Here is a 16,355-nt window from a genome sequence, read left to right as displayed (position 1 = left end):
CCACCCTACGTGTCGTGCTTTGCCGGACTCCCGCGTTTCGTCCTCTGGATGCGGTAGTTGCGCGCGCAAGGAACGCGTCCAGAGGACGAAACGCGAGGGAGCTACAGGTGCGGGCCCTCCTGCGGGTCCAGGACACCGGTGAAGATCAGCACGAACAGCAGGGCACCGAGCACGAGCCGGTAGATCACGAACGGCACGAAGCTCTTCGTCTTGATGTAGGACATCAGCCAGGCGATGACGGCGTAGCCGACGCCGAACGCGACCAGCGTCGCCAGGATCGTCGGGCCCCACTGCGCCGGGGCGCCGTCCTTGCCGATGTCGGTCAGCTTGTACAACCCCGAGCCGAACACCGCAGGCAGCGCCAGCAGGAACGAGTACTCCGCCGCCTCCGCCCGGGTGTAGCCGAGCAGCAGCCCGGCGCTGGTGGTGCCACCGGAGCGCGAGACACCCGGGATCAGCGCCAGCGCCTGCGCGAAACCGAAGCCGAGACCGTGCGGCACGGTCAGGTGGTCGAGCGTCCGCTCCTGCTTCCCGATGCGGTCGGCCACCAGGAGGATCAGGCCGAACACGATCAGCGTGGTCGCGGTGATCCGCAGGTCACGGAAGGTCTCGTCGATCGCGTCCTGCAGCAGCAGGCCCAGTACGACGATCGGCAGCGAGCCGACGATGATCAGCCAGCCCAGCCTGGCGTCGGGGTCCTGCCGCCAGTCCTTCTTGTAGATCGAGAAGAACCAGGCGCGGAGGATCTTCCCGATCTTGCTCGAGAAGTACAGGATGACCGCGAGTTCGGTGCCGATCTGGGTCACCGCGGTGAACGCGGCGCCCGGGTCGTCCCAGCCCGCGAGCGCGGCGGTGATCCGCAGGTGCGCGCTGGAGGAGATCGGCAGGAACTCCGTCAGGCCCTGGACGAGGCCGAGGACCAGTGCTTCGAACCAGCCCATCAGGCGACACCGGCCAGGTCGATGGCCTCGGCCGCGATCTCGAGCGCGCGTGCGGAGCTCTCGGGGTCCGGCATGGAGGGCGCGACGGTCAGTGTCGTGGCGCCCGCCTCGGCGAAGGCCCGCATCCGTTCGGCGATGCGCTCCTTCGGTCCCAGCAGTGACGTCGCGTCGATGAACTCCAGCGGGACGGCGGCCATGGCGCCCGCGTAGTCCCTGCCGAGGTACTTCTGCTGGACGTCCGCCGCTTCGCGCTCGAAGCCCATCCGGCAGGCGAGCTGGTTGTAGAAGTTCTTCTCCCGGCTGCCCATCCCGCCGATGTAGAGCGCCGCGTACCCGCGGACGGCGTCTGCGCAGGCCTTCCAGTCGTCGCCGACCACGAGGGGCACGGTGGGGACGACGTCGAAGCCGTCGAGGGACCGTTCGGCCTTCTCCGCGCCCGCCCTGATCTGCTTGAGCTGCTCACCGGCGTGTTCGGGCGAGAAGAACACCGGCAGCCAGCCGTTCGCGATCTCGCCGGTCAGTTCGAGGTTCTTCGGGCCGATGGCGGCCAGGTACACCGGGATCTCTTCGCGCACCGGGTGCACGGTCAGCGTCAGCGCCTTGCCGGGTCCGCCGGGCAGCGGCAGCTGGAAGTGGTCGCCGTCGTACTTGACCCGCTGGCGGCCCAGCGCCTTGCGGACGATCTCGACGTACTCGCGCGTGCGGCCGAGCGGCGACGCGAACTTCACGCCGTGCCAGCCTTCGGAGACCTGCGGGCCCGAGACGCCAAGGCCGAGGCGGAAGCGCCCGCCCGACAAGGTGTCGAGGGTCGCGGCGGTCATCGCGGTCATCGCCGGGGTCCGCGCCGGGATCTGCAGCACCGCGCTGCCCACGTCGATCCGCGAGGTCTGCGCCGCCACCCAGGCCAGCACCGTCGGCGCGTCCGAGCCGTACGCCTCCGCGGCCCAGACGACCGCGTAGTCCAGTTCGTCCGCCTTCTTCGCCAATGCCAGGTTGGCCGCGTCGTTCCCCGCGCCCCAATAGCCCAAATTCAGTCCGAGTCGCACGGCGTGAATGTATCCAGCGCAACGTCACTCCTCCGTTCAGGGTGTTGACACCCCGGTGACCCGGCCGGTGGTACTCGATCACGACACGCTCACCTGCTCCGTGTCCCGCACTTGCCTTCCGGCTAGGCTCGCCCGTCGTGGAAAAGCGACAGCTCGGCCGGTCGGGACTGCGGGTCTCGCGGATGGCCCTCGGGACCATGACGTGGGGTGGCGACACCGACTCGGAGGAGGCGGCCAGCCAGCTGGTCGCGTTCGTCGACGCCGGGGGCACCCTGGTCGACACCGCCGACATCTACAGCGAAGGCGAGAGCGAACGCGTCCTCGGCGCGCTGCTCGGCGACCTCGTCCCGCGTGACGACATCGTGCTCGCGACGAAGGCCGTGGCCCGCCGCACCGACGGCCCGTTCGGCGGCGGCGCTTCCCGCGGGGCCCTGCTGAGCGCGCTCGAAGGCTCGCTGCGCCGCCTCGGCACCGACCACATCGACCTCTGGCAGCTGCACGCCTGGGACACCACCGTGCCGGTCGACGAGACCCTCGCCGCCCTCGACTACGCCGTTACCAGCGGCAAGGCCCGCTACGTCGGCGTCTCCAACTACTCCGGCTGGCAGCTGGCGACGGCCGCGAGCCGCAGTTCCGCCGTCGCCCCGCTGGTCTCGACGCAGGTCGAGTACTCGCTGCTGGAGCGCGGGATCGACCGCGAAGTCGTCCCGGCGGCCGAGCACCACGGCATCGGGATCCTGCCCTGGGCGCCGCTCGGCCGGGGCGTGCTCACCGGCAAGTACCGCACCGGGACGCCCGCCGATTCGCGCGGCGCTTCGAGTGTTTTCGCGGGCTATGTCGAACATCACCGGACCGACCGCGCGGCCAGGATCGTGCAGGCGGTCGCGACCGCCGCCGACGGCCTCGGCACCTCTCCGCTGGCCGTCGCGCTGGCCTGGGTCCGCGACCGGCCCGGAGTGGTCGCGCCCGTGGTCGGAGCCCGTGACACCGGGCAGCTGACCGGGTCGCTCACGGCCGAGGAGATCACGCTCCCGCCCGCCATCCGGTCCGCGCTCGACGACGTCAGCGCGATCGAGGTCGGATACCCGGAACGCGGCCTGTGAGCCGTCTCAGTGAGTGGTTTAGGTGACTGTTGAGTGACGCAGACGTGACGCGGTGGGGTTCCTGGGGGATGCTGGACAAGTCCGTTCGACGATTAGCAGGTGGAGGCACCAAGGTGGGTCGGCTGTCCGCCGTTTCCCGGATCGCGATCCCGCTCGCCGGTGTCCTGGTGCTCTCGTCCTGCGGTACGGACGACACGCCGAACGACACCCTGCAGATCGTGCAGAACCCCGTTGCGGCCACCGCGGCGGTCTCCCCCGCAGTGGCGGCCAAGCCCGCCGGCTCGGTGTTCGCCGGGCCCAAGGTGAAGGCGCTGGCCACGGACGCGGCGAGCAAGACGCTGGTCGTCGCCGTCTCGGAGCCGCCATCGCTGCGCATCTACGACCTGGCCACCCTCGACGCCCCGAAGACGACGGTGCCCCTTCCCGGCCCGGCGGAGCGGCTCACGGTCTCGAACTCGCAGGTGATCGCCAGCGTCCCGGACAAGGGTGTGCTGGCGAAGGTGTCCCTTCCCGGCGGCGCGCTCGAGACGGTCCCCGTCACGGGGCAGCCGTCGGCCGGTCTCGCCGACGGCGACGCGACGCTGGTCTCGGTCCGGGATCGCAAGGCCGTCGAGGTGCTGAGCAAGACCGCCGGTCCGAAGACCATCACCGGCCAGATCTACAGCGCCGACGACGTGCTGAACACCGGTGACGGCGTCGTCGTCCTGGACAGGCTGCGTACCGCGCTGTTCTCGGTGAACCTCGCCGAGGGCAAGATCGGCGAGGGCCTGCGGGCGGGCGACGGCGCCGCCAACGCGGTCACCGACGACTTCGGCCGGGTCTTCGTCACCGACGCGCGTGCGGGCGCACTGCTGGCGTTCTCCACGACGCCGTTGCTGCTGCGCCAGCGCTACCCGGTCCCCGGCGGGGCGTACGGCCTCGCCTACGACCGCACCCGCGGCCTCGTCTGGGTCACCCTCACCGAACGCAACGAGGTCGTCGGCTTCGACGTCCGCGGCGGCGAGCCGATCGAGAAGCACCGGTTCCCGACCGTGCGGCAGCCAGATTCGGTCACCGTCGACGAGCAGGGCGGCCGCGTGGTCGTCGGCTCGGCCATCGGAGAAGGGATCCAGGTGATCACGCCATGACAGTTGTGGACGAGGCGGTGGTCGAAGGGGATTGGGAGTACCGGCGGCTGCAGTTGCCTCCCGGTGTTTCCCGGCGGGCGGCGGCGACGCAGCTGTCGATCCACGCCGAGTTCGCCGGCTGGGAACTCTCGACCGTCCGGCTCTACTCCGATGGGACGCGAAGGGTGTGGTTGCGCCGCAAGCGCACCGCCAATCCCCTGCCCGGCCTGATCACCTGAGCTGAAGGGCGCTTTCCCCGCATCCGATGCGGGGAAAGCGCCCTTCACCGCGTGAGATGAGGGGAAAGCGTCCTTCAGCTCCTGAACACCCGGGCGAGCCAGTCCGTCCACAGCGCGTCCTGTTCCGCGGGATCGACGTCGCCGAACAGGTGATGCATCGCGACCATCGGCCCCCGGAAACCGCGGACGAACCGGAGGAGCGCGTCCGCGGTCCTGATCCCGACGGTCTGCGCGTTCGCCAGATAGACCTCGCCGTCCACAGTGGACATCGACCCGGTGGACAGCCGGACCCGGTCCCCCGTCTCCGGCCGTCCGGCCAGCCCGAGTTCCCGGCCGAGGGTGAGCCAGGCGCGGTCCCAGTCCCCGATCGGCGGCCCGAACGCGGTCAGCGGCACGGCTTTCCGTCCCGCGAAGGTGTTCAGGTACTCGACCAGCGTGCGGAAGAACAGCTCGGTGCCGCTGGTCATCGCCTCGAACTCGTCCTCCCAGTCGTCGCCGGGCAGGAATCCGCTCGTCACGGTCCGGAGCACCGTGCTGCCGCCCGAGCGGGCCTCGATGAGGAACTCATAGGCGACGAATCGCCCGTCCGGCGCGGGTTCCGTACCGTAGACCAGCCGCTCCAGCGGGTCCCACGAGGTGATCGCGGACGAGGGTTCGAAGTCACCGAAAGCGGTCTTCACGGTGCCGCCGACGCCGCCGTCGACCTCGTTGCGCCCCATGAACCACGACGTGATCCCCGGACCGGTGGCGATGGCGTCCCAGACCTGTTCCGGCGTCGCGTCGACCTCGGCACGGTCGGCGAGCTCGAATTCGTGGCCCATTCAGCGCTCCTCGGGCTCGGTTTTGACGCTCGGGTGGACGGCGACGACGATGCGGTGGTCGCGCCCGTGTTCGGCGCCTTCGTCGTGGTACTTGCTCACCAGATTCGTGATCGCGACGGTGAGTTCTTCGGCGAAGGCGGCCCTGTCGGCGGCGGAGGAGAACCGCACCTCGCCGTCGATCGCGAAGGTCGCGACCCGTTTCCGCGCCTTGGCCGAACCGGTGATCAGCAGGCCGACGTCGCGGACGAGCCTGCCCGCGACCGCGAGCAGCCAGCGCGCCGACAGCCGGTCCGGCGACTGGGCCGGATCGGGCTGCACCGCGGACAACGCGGTCGGCGAGATGACGTAGGACGACGCTGTCGCGCGCATCATGCGTTCGGTGACGTTGCCCTTGCGCCGCTCTTCGACGAGCTCGACGAGCCCGTGCTTCTCCAGCGCACGCAGGTGATAGTTCACCTTCTGCCTCGGCAGGTCGACCCGCCCGGCCAGCATCGTGGCCGACGCAGGTTCGGCGAGTTCGGCCAGCAGCCGGGCCCGGACCGGATCCAGCGACACTTCGGCCGCTTCCGCGTCCTCGATCACCGCAACGGAGAACATGGCACGAAGGTCCCACCGAAAAGAGAACTTGTCAAGGAACCTAGATTTGTCGGCGGGCCCTGGTTGCCAGCGCGAGCAGGCGCGGTACCACCTGCGGGGCCGCTTCCAGCGGGACAACGTGCCCGACCCCGGGCAGTACCACGGCCGTGCCGTTCTCCACCGCGTCCGCCAGCTCCTCGACGTCGGCCGTGGGCACCAGCTTGTCGCGCTCCCCCACGATCGCCGTCACCGGCACCGCGCCGACCTGAGACAACGCCGATTCCCGCGTGTAGGCGTCCAGCGCCGGACGGAACGCCGAGACGGTATGCGGCCAGTTGCCGCGGATCATCCGCACGGTCAGCTCGACGTCGCCGGGCACCGGATCGTCTCCGAAGAGCCACCACCGCAACCCGGCGGTCACGGCCTTGCTCGTACGTTCCCGCACCAGGCCGATCAGCTTCGTCCCGAAGACCATCTCCAGGTCCCGGCCGAGTTTCCCGAGCGCGTTCGGCCAGATCGCGTCCGGGGTGACACCGCCGGCCGACATGGCGAGCAGGCCGATCCCCGCCACCCGCGCCGCGAAGACGTCCGGGTGCCGCTGGGCGAGCGAGAGGATCGCGAGACCGCCCATGTCGTGGCCGACCAGTACGACCCGGCCGTCGGGGATCACCTTCTCCATGACCTCGGCGAGATCGTCGGCGAGATGTCCCATGGTCGCCGACGCGGGCCGGACGTCACCGGATTCGCCGTGTCCTCGCTGGTCGTAGGCCAGCACCGAGATCGGTTCCTCGGCGGCTTCGGCCAGCACCGGGGCGATGGCGCGCCAGCTCCGCCTGTCGAGGGCGTAGCCGTGGAGGAGCACCACGGTCACCGGCGCCGACGAAGCACCCCAGCTTTCGAAATGCAGGGGTGTTCCGTCGGCGACCAGCAGACCGGGCATCAGGCTGAGCGCAGGAAGCGGTCGAGTACACGCACCCCGAACTTCAGCGCGTCGACCGGGACGCGCTCGTCGACGCCGTGGAACAGGGCCGAGAAGTCGAGGTCCGCGGGCAGCTGCAGCGGGGCGAAGCCGAAGTTCCGGATCCCGAGGGACTGGAACGACTTCGCGTCGGTGCCGCCGGAGAGCATGTACGGGAGCGTGCGGGCGCCCGGGTCCTCGGCGAGGACCGCGGCGGTCATCGCGTCGACGAGCGCGCCGTCGAAGGTCGTCTCGACCGGCGGCAGCTCCATCCACTCCTTCTCGATGTCCGGGCCGAGGATCTCCTCCAGCTCGGCGTTGAACGCTTCGAGGCGGCCGGGCAGGATCCGGCAGTCCACCGACGCCTCCGCGACCGACGGGATGACGTTCGACTTGTAGCCGGCGGTGAGCATCGTCGGGTTCGCCGTGTCGCGCAGGGTCGCGCCGATCATCCGGGAGATGTTGCCGAGCTTGGCGACGGACCCCTCGATGTCGTCCTCCGGGAAGTCCCAGCCGGTGATCTCGGTGACGCCGTCCAGGAACTCGCGGACGGAGTCGGTCATGACCAGCGGGAACCGGTGGTTGCCGAGCCGGGCGACGGCCTCGGAGAGCTTGGTGACGGCGTTGTCGCGGTGGATCATCGAGCCGTGCCCCGCGGTGCCGCGCACCCGCAGCTTCATCCAGCGGATGCCCTTTTCCGCCGTCTCGATCAGGTACGCGCGGACGTTGTCCTTCAGCGTGATCGAGAAACCGCCGACCTCGCTGATCGCCTCGGTGACACCCTCGAACAGCTCGGGCCGGTTCTCGACCAGCCACTGCGCCCCGTACTTGCCGCCTGCCTCCTCGTCGGCGAGGAACGCGAACACGAGGTCGCGCGGCGGCACGATGCCGTTCATCTTGTAGTGGCGGGCCAGCGCGAGCGCCATTCCGCACATGTCTTTCATGTCAACGGCACCGCGGCCCCAGACGTAGTCGTCCTGGATCGCGCCGGAGAACGGGTGGACCGACCATTCAGAGGCGTCGGCGGGGACGGCGTCGAGATGACCGTGGATCAGGAGCGCGCCGCGCGAGGGGTCGGCGCCGGCCAGCCGGACGATCACGTTGTGCCGGTTCTTGCCGCCGGACTCGACGTAGGTGATCTCGTAGCCCGCGTCGGTGAGCTTCTCGGCCACGTACTCGGCCGCGGCGCGTTCACCGACCAGCGTGTCGGGGTCACCCGTGTTGGTGGTGTCGATACGGATCAGTTCACTGGTGAGGGTGACTGCCTCTTCGGCGGCTGCTTCGATCAGATTCGGTTCGGTCACCAGGCATTCCTACCATTGGTGGAGCCGTCCGACCCGTTGCCACCGCTCGGTGGACGGCGTGTGACGGCCACCTGCCTGGGAGAGCCCTCATGCCTGACGACGAGCTTCAGCTTCACGACTCCGCAGAACCGTCGGACGACCTCGGCATCCCGGTCATTGTTGAGGTCGTCGCCTTGGCCACCCACCTGATCAAACGTGGCGTCGCGTTGACCACGGACCAGCTCGCGGTCGCCCCGTACCGGGTGCCCGGCGACGACATGCCCGTCCTGCTCAACGCCCTGCACCGGCACCGCCTCATCACCGACCACACGCTGAGCGACTTCGTCGGGCTCGCCTGGTCACACGCCGAACGACCCGACCTCGCACTCAGCCGCGGCCGCTGGCGGACGCTGTTCACCGCCGCCGGCGGCTTCGGCAACCGCCTGCCGGGCGCGATCTGGACAGCCCTCGTCGAACCCGAACGCCTGCAGGCCCGCAACACCGACCGAGACGAAGCCGAATACGTCGTCGACACTTCGGGCCTTACGATCGACCCGGTCGCAGGCGGCCACGTCCTCGCCGACACCGCTCCCTGACCACCAGCACCACAGCGTCACCAGCCTCCCCTCACGCTCAGGCCAGTCGCCGCTATGTCGTTAGTCGCCGCCGTGTGCTAACGACGCGCTCACCCGGAACAGCGGCGGCGCTGCGGACGTCCTGGTCCCGCTTTGACCACGACATGCGTGACGTCCCGGCCGTCTCCGGCGATATGGGTCAGCCGGAGTGGCGCAGGTCGTGCAGGGTCCAGCCACCGGTGGCCTTCTTGAGCGCTATGAGCGCGGCGTCGTAGCCGTAGCGAACGCGGCCAGTGTCCGGATCGAGGCCGGCCGGGCCGGCGTTGCCTTTCGCCGCGCGCACGGTGAGGAAGAGCGGGCCGCGGGTGTGCACGCCGAGGTAGCGGGCGAGCAGCCGGGCGGTCAGGCCGCCGCGGTCCCAGGTGACGATGTCCGGCGCGCTGCCCTTGCACACGACGCCGGCGCGGGAGTTGCGCAGGAGCCGGTCGACCTCGGCACGCGACCGGGCGCGCGGGCCCCGTTTCGGCTGTGAGGAGCCGGGCAGGCTGGCGAGCGGGTCGCTGGCGATCCAGCTGCGGTCGCGGCAGAAACCGATGAAGGCGGCGAGCGCGGCGCGCCTGGCGTTGAACGTCGCCGCCGCACTCCCCCATCGCGCGACGATCGCGCCCCGCAGCGCGGCGGCGCCCGGCTCGGTATCGAGCACGGCAACCGACGCGGCCGGATCAACGACGGCGGCCACGGAGGACAGATACGCCTTGATTGTGTTCGGCGCGGTGAGGTAACCCGAGCGGCCGCGGGCGGCCGACAGGTGCGCGGCCAACGCAGCGAGCGCGGCGGCGCCCGTTGGCGCGGACTCGGCGGTCCGGATCGCGGTCACGGTCCCTATCGCACTCCTCGTTCCGGATAGCTGGCGACCTATGTGCAGCCGTCGCGGGTGTTCGGTATCGATACGCCGCCACGATCGCACCGATACCGAACACGATCGCCACGCCGACGATCGCCCAGAATGTTCCGGATGCATACCAGGGATCAGCGGGCGCAGGAGACATGCCAGTCACCGAACCAGGTCCAACCCTCCGGCGGGACAGACCTACCAGATGTTCCGGCTTATTTGGGGCGTGAAGCTGCTTAGCGGCCTGGCCACCGCGGTCATCAAGCTCCAGTAGGCGTGCCTGCTGTGAACCGGCTGGCAGGTTCTGGGACGGATCGAGGCGGCTGCTGGCTGATCTGCCGCACTGTCGAAGCAGATCGGAATGCCGTTGCCCGGTTCCTGATGTTGGGGATACCGGTACCGAAGGCTGTCCTCTACGTGCTGCTTGGTTGCGCGGAATGGGTCATTACTGTGACCGCATGACGAATGACGCCATCCCACCCGCAGACTTCGCGTCGATGCCCAGGGCTGAGTTCGCTTTCCCCGGCCCACTGCGTGACCAGCTTGTCACGGCAATCCTCAACGGTTCCAAGACCTCCACCACAGGCCTCGTCGTCGACTACGAGCACGAGGGGGAGCCGCTGCCGGAAGTCGGGAGCCGTTCGGTGGTCATCGACTCGGACGACCGTCCAGTCGCGGTCATCGAGGTGACCGGCGTACGCGTCGTCCCGCTGGCGCAGGTGGATCTCGCTCACGTGGTGGACGAGGGAGAGGGGGACGCCAGCATGGCCGAGTGGCGGGCGAGCCATGAGCGGTTCTGGCACAGTGCGGAGACGCGTGCGGCGTTGGAAGACCCCGAGTTCACCGTGGACGACACGACGCTGGCGGTTCTGCAACGCTTCCGCCTCATCACCGATCTTCGCCCCGTCAATTAGCCATCCTCCTATCGTTCATCACGTCGTAAGGGCAGTGATCGTGCAGCAGAACGTGATGGCGGGCGCAGGCGAACGTTCAGGACAGCCGCCGGCGCAGCAGCCACCGGTCCTCGCGTTCGACCAGGCAGCCCGGGCAGAAACGCGATCCGGAGCCCTGCGGCACGATCTTTTCCGCTGGGGGCGCCGGCTCGGTATCGTCGATCCGGTCTTTCTGACGCCGTGCAAGGGCGTAGCGAAGTAGGTTTTGCGATTGGATCAGGGCTTTTCCGAAACCCTCCCCGTCGCTCACTACCCAATTTGTTAACCAGAGTCAGTAAAACCGTTAAACAGCCCGGTTCACCACCATTCTGCCGGGCTGGTATTCGGGACGCACGCTGCATATCCACGTCAAGATACGCACCGTCGGAACGAACGGCAGGCCGTACGAGTTCACCTCGCAGCTTTACTTCACGCCCGAGTTCAGCGCGGCCTATCTGCGGACCGAACCGTACCGGCGGAAAGGTCCGGCCGACACGACCAACAACCGGGACTCGATCTATCGCAACGGCGGCTCCCAAATGCTGCTGCGTCCGCTGCAGGCCGGGAACGGCTACACGGCGGACTTCGCAATCGGTCTCGACCTGTCGAACACCCAGGTCGGCAGGCCCGACTAGGCCGTGTCCACTCTCGGCCGCGGCGGACCGGACACAGACCCGCCGCGGCTGAGGCGAGACTGCCTCGGCATCGTGCGGCCCAGGCTAGACCATGCGAGTGACAGATGTTGGCTATCTGTCACATCGCGCGATGATCTTTGCTAGCGTCCGGGAACCGACTTGAGGAGACTGGGCGATGACAGGGGATCTCGGGCGACGGGCGGCCTTCGGGCTGGCCGCGACCGCCGGCGGCGCGTTACTGGCAGGCGGCACAGCGGCCGCGGCGGACTCCACTGTGGACTCCACTGTGGACTCCACTGTGGACGGCAAGCATCAGGTGAGCCCGTCGTTCACCGTGGTGGACAAGCGAGGACGGCAGCGGTTCCTGCTCGACAGTCGTAAGCCGCCACTGATCATCGACGGCCAGACCTATCCGCCCGAGCGGCGCTCAGGACCGGAGAACGGCTCCTATCTGATCTTCAACGACGAGACCGGTGACGAAAAGGGCGGCCTGCTCGTCCATCCCAACGGCGGCCACATCGCCTTCGACTACCCGCACGCGGTGGACGGGATCAATCTCAGCCTGTCCGCGAAGGACGGCGTGGGTGGCGCGGGCCTGACCATCAACGGCATTCCGGATCCCGATGCGGGGCCCGGCGTCCGTGCCACGCCGCGCGCGGCCTTCGGCTGCCACACCAACTTCGGCGCGCAGCTGGCGTTGTGCGATTCCCAAGGGCGGCCGCGAATCGTGCTCCAGGTCGACGAGAACGACCGGCCGACCATCAAGATCCTGGACGGGGACGGCAAAACGGTCAACGAACTGGCCTAATGCTCCGGTGGTAGACGGTCTCCCGCTCCTTCTCCGACAGGTTCTTCGCGACCGGCGGGTGCGGGGCAGAGCCGGCTGCTGGACTGGCGACTCGCCGCGCTCACAACGAGCCGGATGAGCTGGGGCTCGTCGCTGGCTTTTCGATCACCAGCGCGGCGGTCTTGCCCGGCCAGCCACCCGGCCACTCTTCCCCCGAGCGCCGACGCCAGAGCTGCCACCACCGCGTGCGAAGTTTTCCTGCGAAGCCGAGATCACGCCGCGCGACCAGGACGAAGTCCTTCTGGGCTTCGCCGAGCCTGAGCATCCACCGGCTCGTCAAGGCGATCTGCGTGTCACGCTCGGCGGCCCTCTTCGCGGTAGGCAACACATCGAACAGCTCCCCCAGGACCGCGGTGATCTCCTCGGCGGCGGCGCGAGGTTCCGGGTTGCCGACCAGCCGGACCTCCGACAGCGCCGCCAGGTACGCCGACATCGCCGCGCGCGCGTCCGCGACCTGGTGGATCGCTGTCGTGGTGTGCCGCCACGGGAACGGCTCCCAGCGCTGCATCGTCATGGCGATCAAGCCGAGATGGGAGTGCCACGTGATCAGGTCACCGGTCGCGGCCAGCAGGCCCAGGTAGGCGTCACGGCGCTTGTCCTTGCCCTTCGCCCCCTTGCCCGGCCCGGGCGGCATGATGGCGAACACGGCCCGCGCAGTCTTCAACCCGGTGGCGATCCCGCTCCCGAGCTTCGAGACCTCGTCCAGGGGCAAGCCGAACACGTTCATAGGCGTATCCAAGCCCACTGTGAAGGCCCCGATCGTTAGGCGCGCGGCGCGTATCGACCCGACCAGCTCGCCGTTACCCGGACATCCGTCCTGTCCGGCGAAGAACAAACGCGATCAGCGACACGAGCCGGACGAAAGGTAGTCCCAGGTGTCGTCGTCAGGTAATTGCTGGGCATTACGCTCGTGGTGTCCCACCAGCTCGAGCGTTTTGAGCCGCTCGCAGGCATCCCACAGCTTCTCCAGCGCGTCCTGCCGATCGGCAGGACGCCGAGAGAGAAACTGCGAAACGGCGTCGATCAGCTTCTCGTCCAGGACCAGGTCCCCGGTATCCGGCTGAAACTCGGACACCAGGGAGCGCGCCTCGACCGGCGCCAGCCGGGTGACGAACCGGTCGTCGCCGATCGTGAACGCGATCCCGTTCCGGGCGAAGAGAAGATCCACATCCCTGGCGAACTGTTCCTGACCGCCATCGGTGGGGCCGCCTCTTCAGAGGCGTTCGATGCGGTCGGCCTGCGGGCCCCGGTCGCTCTGACGCACCGCGTACCGGACCCGGTCACCCTTCTGCAGCGGCTCCGACCCCATGATCACGGACACGTGGGCGAAGAGATCGTCGCCGCCTGCGTCCGGGGTGATGAAGCCGAAGCCGCGGTCGGCGTCGTAGCGCGCGACGACGCCCTCGCCGCCTCGTACGGGCACGTCCCGCGCCGCCGGCTCCGCGGCCGGTGCCGACCGCTGCGGCACTGTCTGGGGCTCTGTGCCCCGGACCAGGTGCACGTCGCGCGCCTGCGGGCCCTTGTCTCCACTAGCCACCTCGTAGGCGACGCGGTCGCCCTCCGCGAGCCACGTCAGCCCCTCGGCCAGGGCCCGGGCGTGAACGAAGACGTCCTCGGCGCCGGAGTCGGGGTTGATGAAGCCGAAGCCCTTGTCCTCGTCGTACCAGGCCACCGTGCCGTCGGCACCGTCGGCGATACCAGCCGCGGCGGGCGAGCCGGCCCCTGCTCCCAGCGGGATCACGTGCTCGGCCTGCGGGCCGCGCTCGCCTTCGACGATCAGGAAGGCCACCCGCTGCCCCTCGGTGACCACGCCGCCGGTCACGATGGCGGAGCTGTGCACGAAGACGTCGGCGCCGCCGCCGTCCGGCGACGCGAAGCCGTACCCCTTGCCCGGCTCGTACCAGTTGACGGTGCCGAGCAGGCCCACGGCGCTGCCGGTGGCCGCATCGGCGGTGACGCGAACGCGCAGCGCCTGGGGCCCGCGGTCGTTCTCACCGACCTCGAACACGACGGCCTGACCCTCGCGGAGCACTCTCGCGCCGCCGTCCCCGACGATCTCGGAGGCGTGCACGAACACATCAGGCGAGCCGTCCTCGGGCGCGAGGAAGCCGAAACCCCGTTCGGCGTCGAACCAACGGACGGTCCCTTGCGGCATAAAAAGCTCCAGGTCGAGAGGGCGGGCACTGACACCCAGTCTCCCTGACAGACCTCCGGTCCGTCGGGCCGGGCCCACAGACGGGCGGTGCGGAGCCAGAGGCGGGCCGTTGGTTCACCTAGCGACACGCCGAGTTTTGAGACCAGGTCCATTGGCGAGTAAGGCGAACTTGGCGTGTTGCGTGCGCTATCGGCTCGCGCTGCGGTCCGATGTCTCCAATGTGGCATTGGGGGCGCTCAGCGTCTCCAATGCCACATTGGAGACATGCCCGGCTCCCGGAGTCTTCACCGAGGTGCCGCGAAAGCCTCTTTCAGGACACCACATGTCCCGAAAGAGGCTTTCGCGACATGATCGGCAGCAGCGGCTTCGGGAGAACCCGCAGTCGGGGGTGTCGGTCACGACAACTTTGCCTTACCCCTCAATAAGTGGTGGATGACGTTTCGGCGTGCCAGTCGCTGTTGTCGGCGTGCACACGTAGGTGTCTCGCCTATTCCGGGTCGGCCGGTAGGCCAGCCACCCGGTCAGCGGCGTACGGGTCGCCGTCGTCGGCGCGCTCGCGCAGCTGATCGAAGTCTCCTCGCTCGGCCAACAGGTCAGCCAACCGCGAAGCGGCGAACGGGGCGCCGTTGCGGGCGAGCTGTTGGAACAAGGTGAAGGCTTCGTGGACTCGCCCGCTGCGCATGGCGTTGTCGGCTAGCAGGTGGGTGTCGTCGGGGTGGTGGTGGCTGAGCAGGGCGTGCCAGGCGATGTCGGGAAGATGTTCGGTGCGGCGCGTACGGAGCGCGTGCTGGTGGAGGTAGTCGGCGGCCTGGTAGCCGGTGATGATCCCCATGCCCGCTGCGACAGGGCAGAGCGTGCAGGTGGCGCCGTGCAGCAGTTCGGTGGCGTAGGCCAGAGCGTCGTCGAGCCAGCGTGGTGGCGGAGTGGCCTGCTGCTGGTCGGTGAGGTAGCCGGGGGCGGCGGCTTCGATGTAGGCGCGGGTCAGGGGTGCGTGGGCGCCGACGCGGCGGGCGTCGAGCACGGCGGTGATGACCGCTTTGGCGTAGGGGGGTGCGTGTTCCCAGCGGCGGATCAGTTCCGGGCCCGCGGCCATCACCTGGGTGAAGCCGGCGTCCGGGGTGTCGAGGGCGACCCGGATGCGTCGATCGGTGTGGGCGAGGTCCTCGGCGCGGCGGCGTTCGTCAGTGCTGAGCGTGCCGGGAACGGTGAGTACGCTGGCCAGGTCGAGCAACCGACGGTCGTTGGCGTAGGGGTCAGGCTCATCACGTGCGGGCAACGCGACACGCCTCGTGTACTCGCCGGGCCAGCATGTCGCGACCAGCACCACCCCCGCCTCGATCATGGCGCGGAGCGCTCCCGCCGGAACACCTCCGTGGAAATCGAGGTAGTCCTGTAGCTCGTCCAGCCACACCACCGTTCGGCCCGCCGGGTGCCCGGCGAACTCTCGCAGCACGTCGGCCCCGCTGGGGTGCAGCAGCCACCAGTCCGGCAGCACCGTATGCACCGCCTCGAACAGCCCACGGGTCTTTCCCACTGACGAATCCCCGATCACGAGGACGAATCCGCCTTGCTGCCCGGCGAGGGTGATCTTGGTGCGCAGGTCGGCGTCGAAGTCGCGCGGTACGTAGGGTGGCAGCTCGTTCCGACCGGACGAGGCCGGATCGTGTCCGGCGGTCTGGTCGACCTGGATCGCGGCGTGCACGCCCAGCACCCGCGGCCGCGCGTCACGGACCCGTACCGCTCCCGGCGGGCGCTGCTGGTGGGAGTTCGCGACCCGGTCCAGCGCCCGCAGCCACGGCCGCTGCGCCTCCTCCCCCAGCACACCGCACGCCGCGAGCCAGGTCTCCACCGTTTCCCGCTGCGGCAAGGATTTCGCGTTCTTCAGGTGGCTGGCAGTGGAACGCGGAAGAGCCCGCTGCCGCCCGCCCGGAGTCGTCAGCTTCTGCGCGGCGTCAGCCAGGCCTTGCAGCGACAAGTTCCGGTCACGGCGTAGCTGATCCAGCGCGTCGGCCAGCTGGTCCAGCGTTTCGATCTCCCCCGGCTCCATGCCGACCACTCCCGTTCTCAGCGCGGTGCGTGTCCGATGGTGCCTGCCGGACACCGCCGGACACCGTACTCAGTCTCCTGGCGCCACCACGTCGTTACTGGTCGCTCCGCCTTGTGCTGGTGAAGAGCCCGCAACGCCGTTCGACTTCGTCCGGAGTCCGTGCCGGACCCCGCCCTGGCCGCCGAGGCTGAGCGGCAAC

The 16,355-nt window shown here is 69.1% G+C and carries 18 protein-coding genes; 6 read left to right on the top strand and 12 right to left on the bottom strand.

Annotated features, from left to right (window positions below; all coding sequences use genetic code 11):
* Positions 1 to 101: 101 nt before the first annotated feature.
* Both L324_RS22500 and L324_RS22495 read right to left on the bottom strand, forming a co-directional pair.
* A complete protein-coding gene (locus L324_RS22500; RefSeq protein WP_037311927.1) occupies positions 102 to 941 on the bottom strand; it encodes an undecaprenyl-diphosphate phosphatase in 840 nt (279 codons plus the stop codon).
* The gene (locus L324_RS22495; RefSeq protein WP_037311918.1) at positions 941 to 1,987 is read right to left on the bottom strand and encodes an LLM class F420-dependent oxidoreductase; all 1,047 of its coding nucleotides are present in this window, start codon (positions 1,985 to 1,987) and stop codon (positions 941 to 943) included. The genes L324_RS22500 and L324_RS22495 overlap by 1 nt, the downstream gene beginning before the upstream one ends.
* A 137-nt stretch (positions 1,988 to 2,124) precedes the next feature.
* Here L324_RS22495 and L324_RS22490 point away from each other — a divergent pair, with 137 nt between their 5' ends.
* The 3 genes from L324_RS22490 to L324_RS22480 all read left to right on the top strand — a co-directional run bounded on the left by L324_RS22490 (position 2,125) and on the right by L324_RS22480 (position 4,435).
* Positions 2,125 to 3,090 carry an aldo/keto reductase gene (locus L324_RS22490; protein ID WP_037311917.1) on the top strand — a complete coding sequence of 322 codons (966 nt, stop codon included), beginning with the start codon at positions 2,125 to 2,127 and terminating at the stop codon, positions 3,088 to 3,090.
* Positions 3,091 to 3,203: 113 nt separating this feature from the next.
* Positions 3,204 to 4,217, top strand: coding sequence for a YncE family protein (locus L324_RS22485; protein ID WP_037311915.1), 1,014 nt, complete (start codon positions 3,204 to 3,206; stop codon positions 4,215 to 4,217).
* The gene (locus L324_RS22480) at positions 4,214 to 4,435 is read left to right on the top strand and encodes a DUF5703 family protein (protein WP_037311913.1); all 222 of its coding nucleotides are present in this window, start codon (positions 4,214 to 4,216) and stop codon (positions 4,433 to 4,435) included. The genes L324_RS22485 and L324_RS22480 overlap by 4 nt, the downstream gene beginning before the upstream one ends.
* 74 nt (positions 4,436 to 4,509) lie before the next feature.
* On the opposite strand, the gene L324_RS22475 is transcribed toward L324_RS22480, so the two are convergent.
* Genes L324_RS22475 through L324_RS22460 form a run of 4 tightly spaced genes read right to left on the bottom strand, consistent with a single transcriptional unit; the run spans position 4,510 to position 8,094 of the window.
* Positions 4,510 to 5,256 carry an SRPBCC family protein gene (locus L324_RS22475; RefSeq protein WP_037311911.1) on the bottom strand — a complete coding sequence of 249 codons (747 nt, stop codon included), beginning with the start codon at positions 5,254 to 5,256 and terminating at the stop codon, positions 4,510 to 4,512.
* Positions 5,257 to 5,853 carry a winged helix-turn-helix domain-containing protein gene (locus L324_RS22470; RefSeq protein ID WP_037311906.1) on the bottom strand — a complete coding sequence of 199 codons (597 nt, stop codon included), beginning with the start codon at positions 5,851 to 5,853 and terminating at the stop codon, positions 5,257 to 5,259.
* Positions 5,854 to 5,893: 40 nt separating this feature from the next.
* Positions 5,894 to 6,772 carry an alpha/beta fold hydrolase gene (locus tag L324_RS22465; RefSeq protein WP_037311905.1) on the bottom strand — a complete coding sequence of 293 codons (879 nt, stop codon included), beginning with the start codon at positions 6,770 to 6,772 and terminating at the stop codon, positions 5,894 to 5,896.
* Positions 6,772 to 8,094, bottom strand: a complete 1,323-nt coding sequence (locus tag L324_RS22460; protein ID WP_037311903.1) for a M20/M25/M40 family metallo-hydrolase — start codon at positions 8,092 to 8,094, stop codon at positions 6,772 to 6,774. The genes L324_RS22465 and L324_RS22460 overlap by 1 nt, the downstream gene beginning before the upstream one ends.
* A gap of 89 nt (positions 8,095 to 8,183) precedes the next feature.
* Here L324_RS22460 and L324_RS22455 point away from each other — a divergent pair, with 89 nt between their 5' ends.
* Positions 8,184 to 8,669, top strand: coding sequence for a hypothetical protein (locus tag L324_RS22455; RefSeq protein ID WP_037311900.1), 486 nt, complete (start codon positions 8,184 to 8,186; stop codon positions 8,667 to 8,669).
* Positions 8,670 to 8,847: 178 nt separating this feature from the next.
* Here the strand turns inward: L324_RS22455 and L324_RS22450 are convergent, their stop codons facing one another.
* A complete protein-coding gene (locus L324_RS22450) occupies positions 8,848 to 9,525 on the bottom strand; it encodes a site-specific integrase (RefSeq protein ID WP_037311897.1) in 678 nt (225 codons plus the stop codon).
* A 473-nt stretch (positions 9,526 to 9,998) separates the two neighbouring features.
* Between L324_RS22450 and L324_RS22445 the strand changes: the two genes are divergently transcribed.
* The gene (locus L324_RS22445; protein ID WP_037311896.1) at positions 9,999 to 10,454 is read left to right on the top strand and encodes an ASCH domain-containing protein; all 456 of its coding nucleotides are present in this window, start codon (positions 9,999 to 10,001) and stop codon (positions 10,452 to 10,454) included.
* A gap of 76 nt (positions 10,455 to 10,530) precedes the next feature.
* On the opposite strand, the gene L324_RS42470 is transcribed toward L324_RS22445, so the two are convergent.
* Complete coding sequence (locus L324_RS42470) at positions 10,531 to 10,743, bottom strand: hypothetical protein (protein ID WP_152546962.1); 213 nt, start codon at positions 10,741 to 10,743, stop codon at positions 10,531 to 10,533.
* Positions 10,744 to 11,282: 539 nt separating this feature from the next.
* Here L324_RS42470 and L324_RS22435 point away from each other — a divergent pair.
* A complete protein-coding gene (locus L324_RS22435) occupies positions 11,283 to 11,915 on the top strand; it encodes a hypothetical protein (RefSeq protein ID WP_037311895.1) in 633 nt (210 codons plus the stop codon).
* Between the two features lie 100 nt (positions 11,916 to 12,015).
* Here the strand turns inward: L324_RS22435 and L324_RS22430 are convergent, their stop codons facing one another.
* The 4 genes from L324_RS22430 to L324_RS41015 form a co-directional block, all read right to left on the bottom strand.
* The gene (locus L324_RS22430) at positions 12,016 to 12,675 is read right to left on the bottom strand and encodes a hypothetical protein (RefSeq protein ID WP_152546961.1); all 660 of its coding nucleotides are present in this window, start codon (positions 12,673 to 12,675) and stop codon (positions 12,016 to 12,018) included.
* A gap of 120 nt (positions 12,676 to 12,795) precedes the next feature.
* Positions 12,796 to 13,122 (bottom strand): hypothetical protein, encoded by a 327-nt coding sequence (locus L324_RS22425; protein WP_051174042.1) that lies wholly within the window; start codon positions 13,120 to 13,122, stop codon positions 12,796 to 12,798.
* 45 nt (positions 13,123 to 13,167) lie between these two features.
* Positions 13,168 to 14,109 carry a cold-shock protein gene (locus tag L324_RS44320; RefSeq protein ID WP_037311887.1) on the bottom strand — a complete coding sequence of 314 codons (942 nt, stop codon included), beginning with the start codon at positions 14,107 to 14,109 and terminating at the stop codon, positions 13,168 to 13,170.
* Between the two features lie 487 nt (positions 14,110 to 14,596).
* Entirely contained in the window at positions 14,597 to 16,210 is a 1,614-nt protein-coding gene (locus tag L324_RS41015; protein WP_152546960.1) for a hypothetical protein, read from the bottom strand.
* Positions 16,211 to 16,355: the final 145 nt, after the last annotated feature.

This window comes from Amycolatopsis orientalis DSM 40040 = KCTC 9412 (genome assembly GCF_000478275.1).
GTDB lineage: Bacteria > Actinomycetota > Actinomycetes > Mycobacteriales > Pseudonocardiaceae > Amycolatopsis > Amycolatopsis orientalis.
Note: the sequence above shows the minus strand (reverse complement) of the source record. Positions and strands in the feature narration are given on the sequence as shown.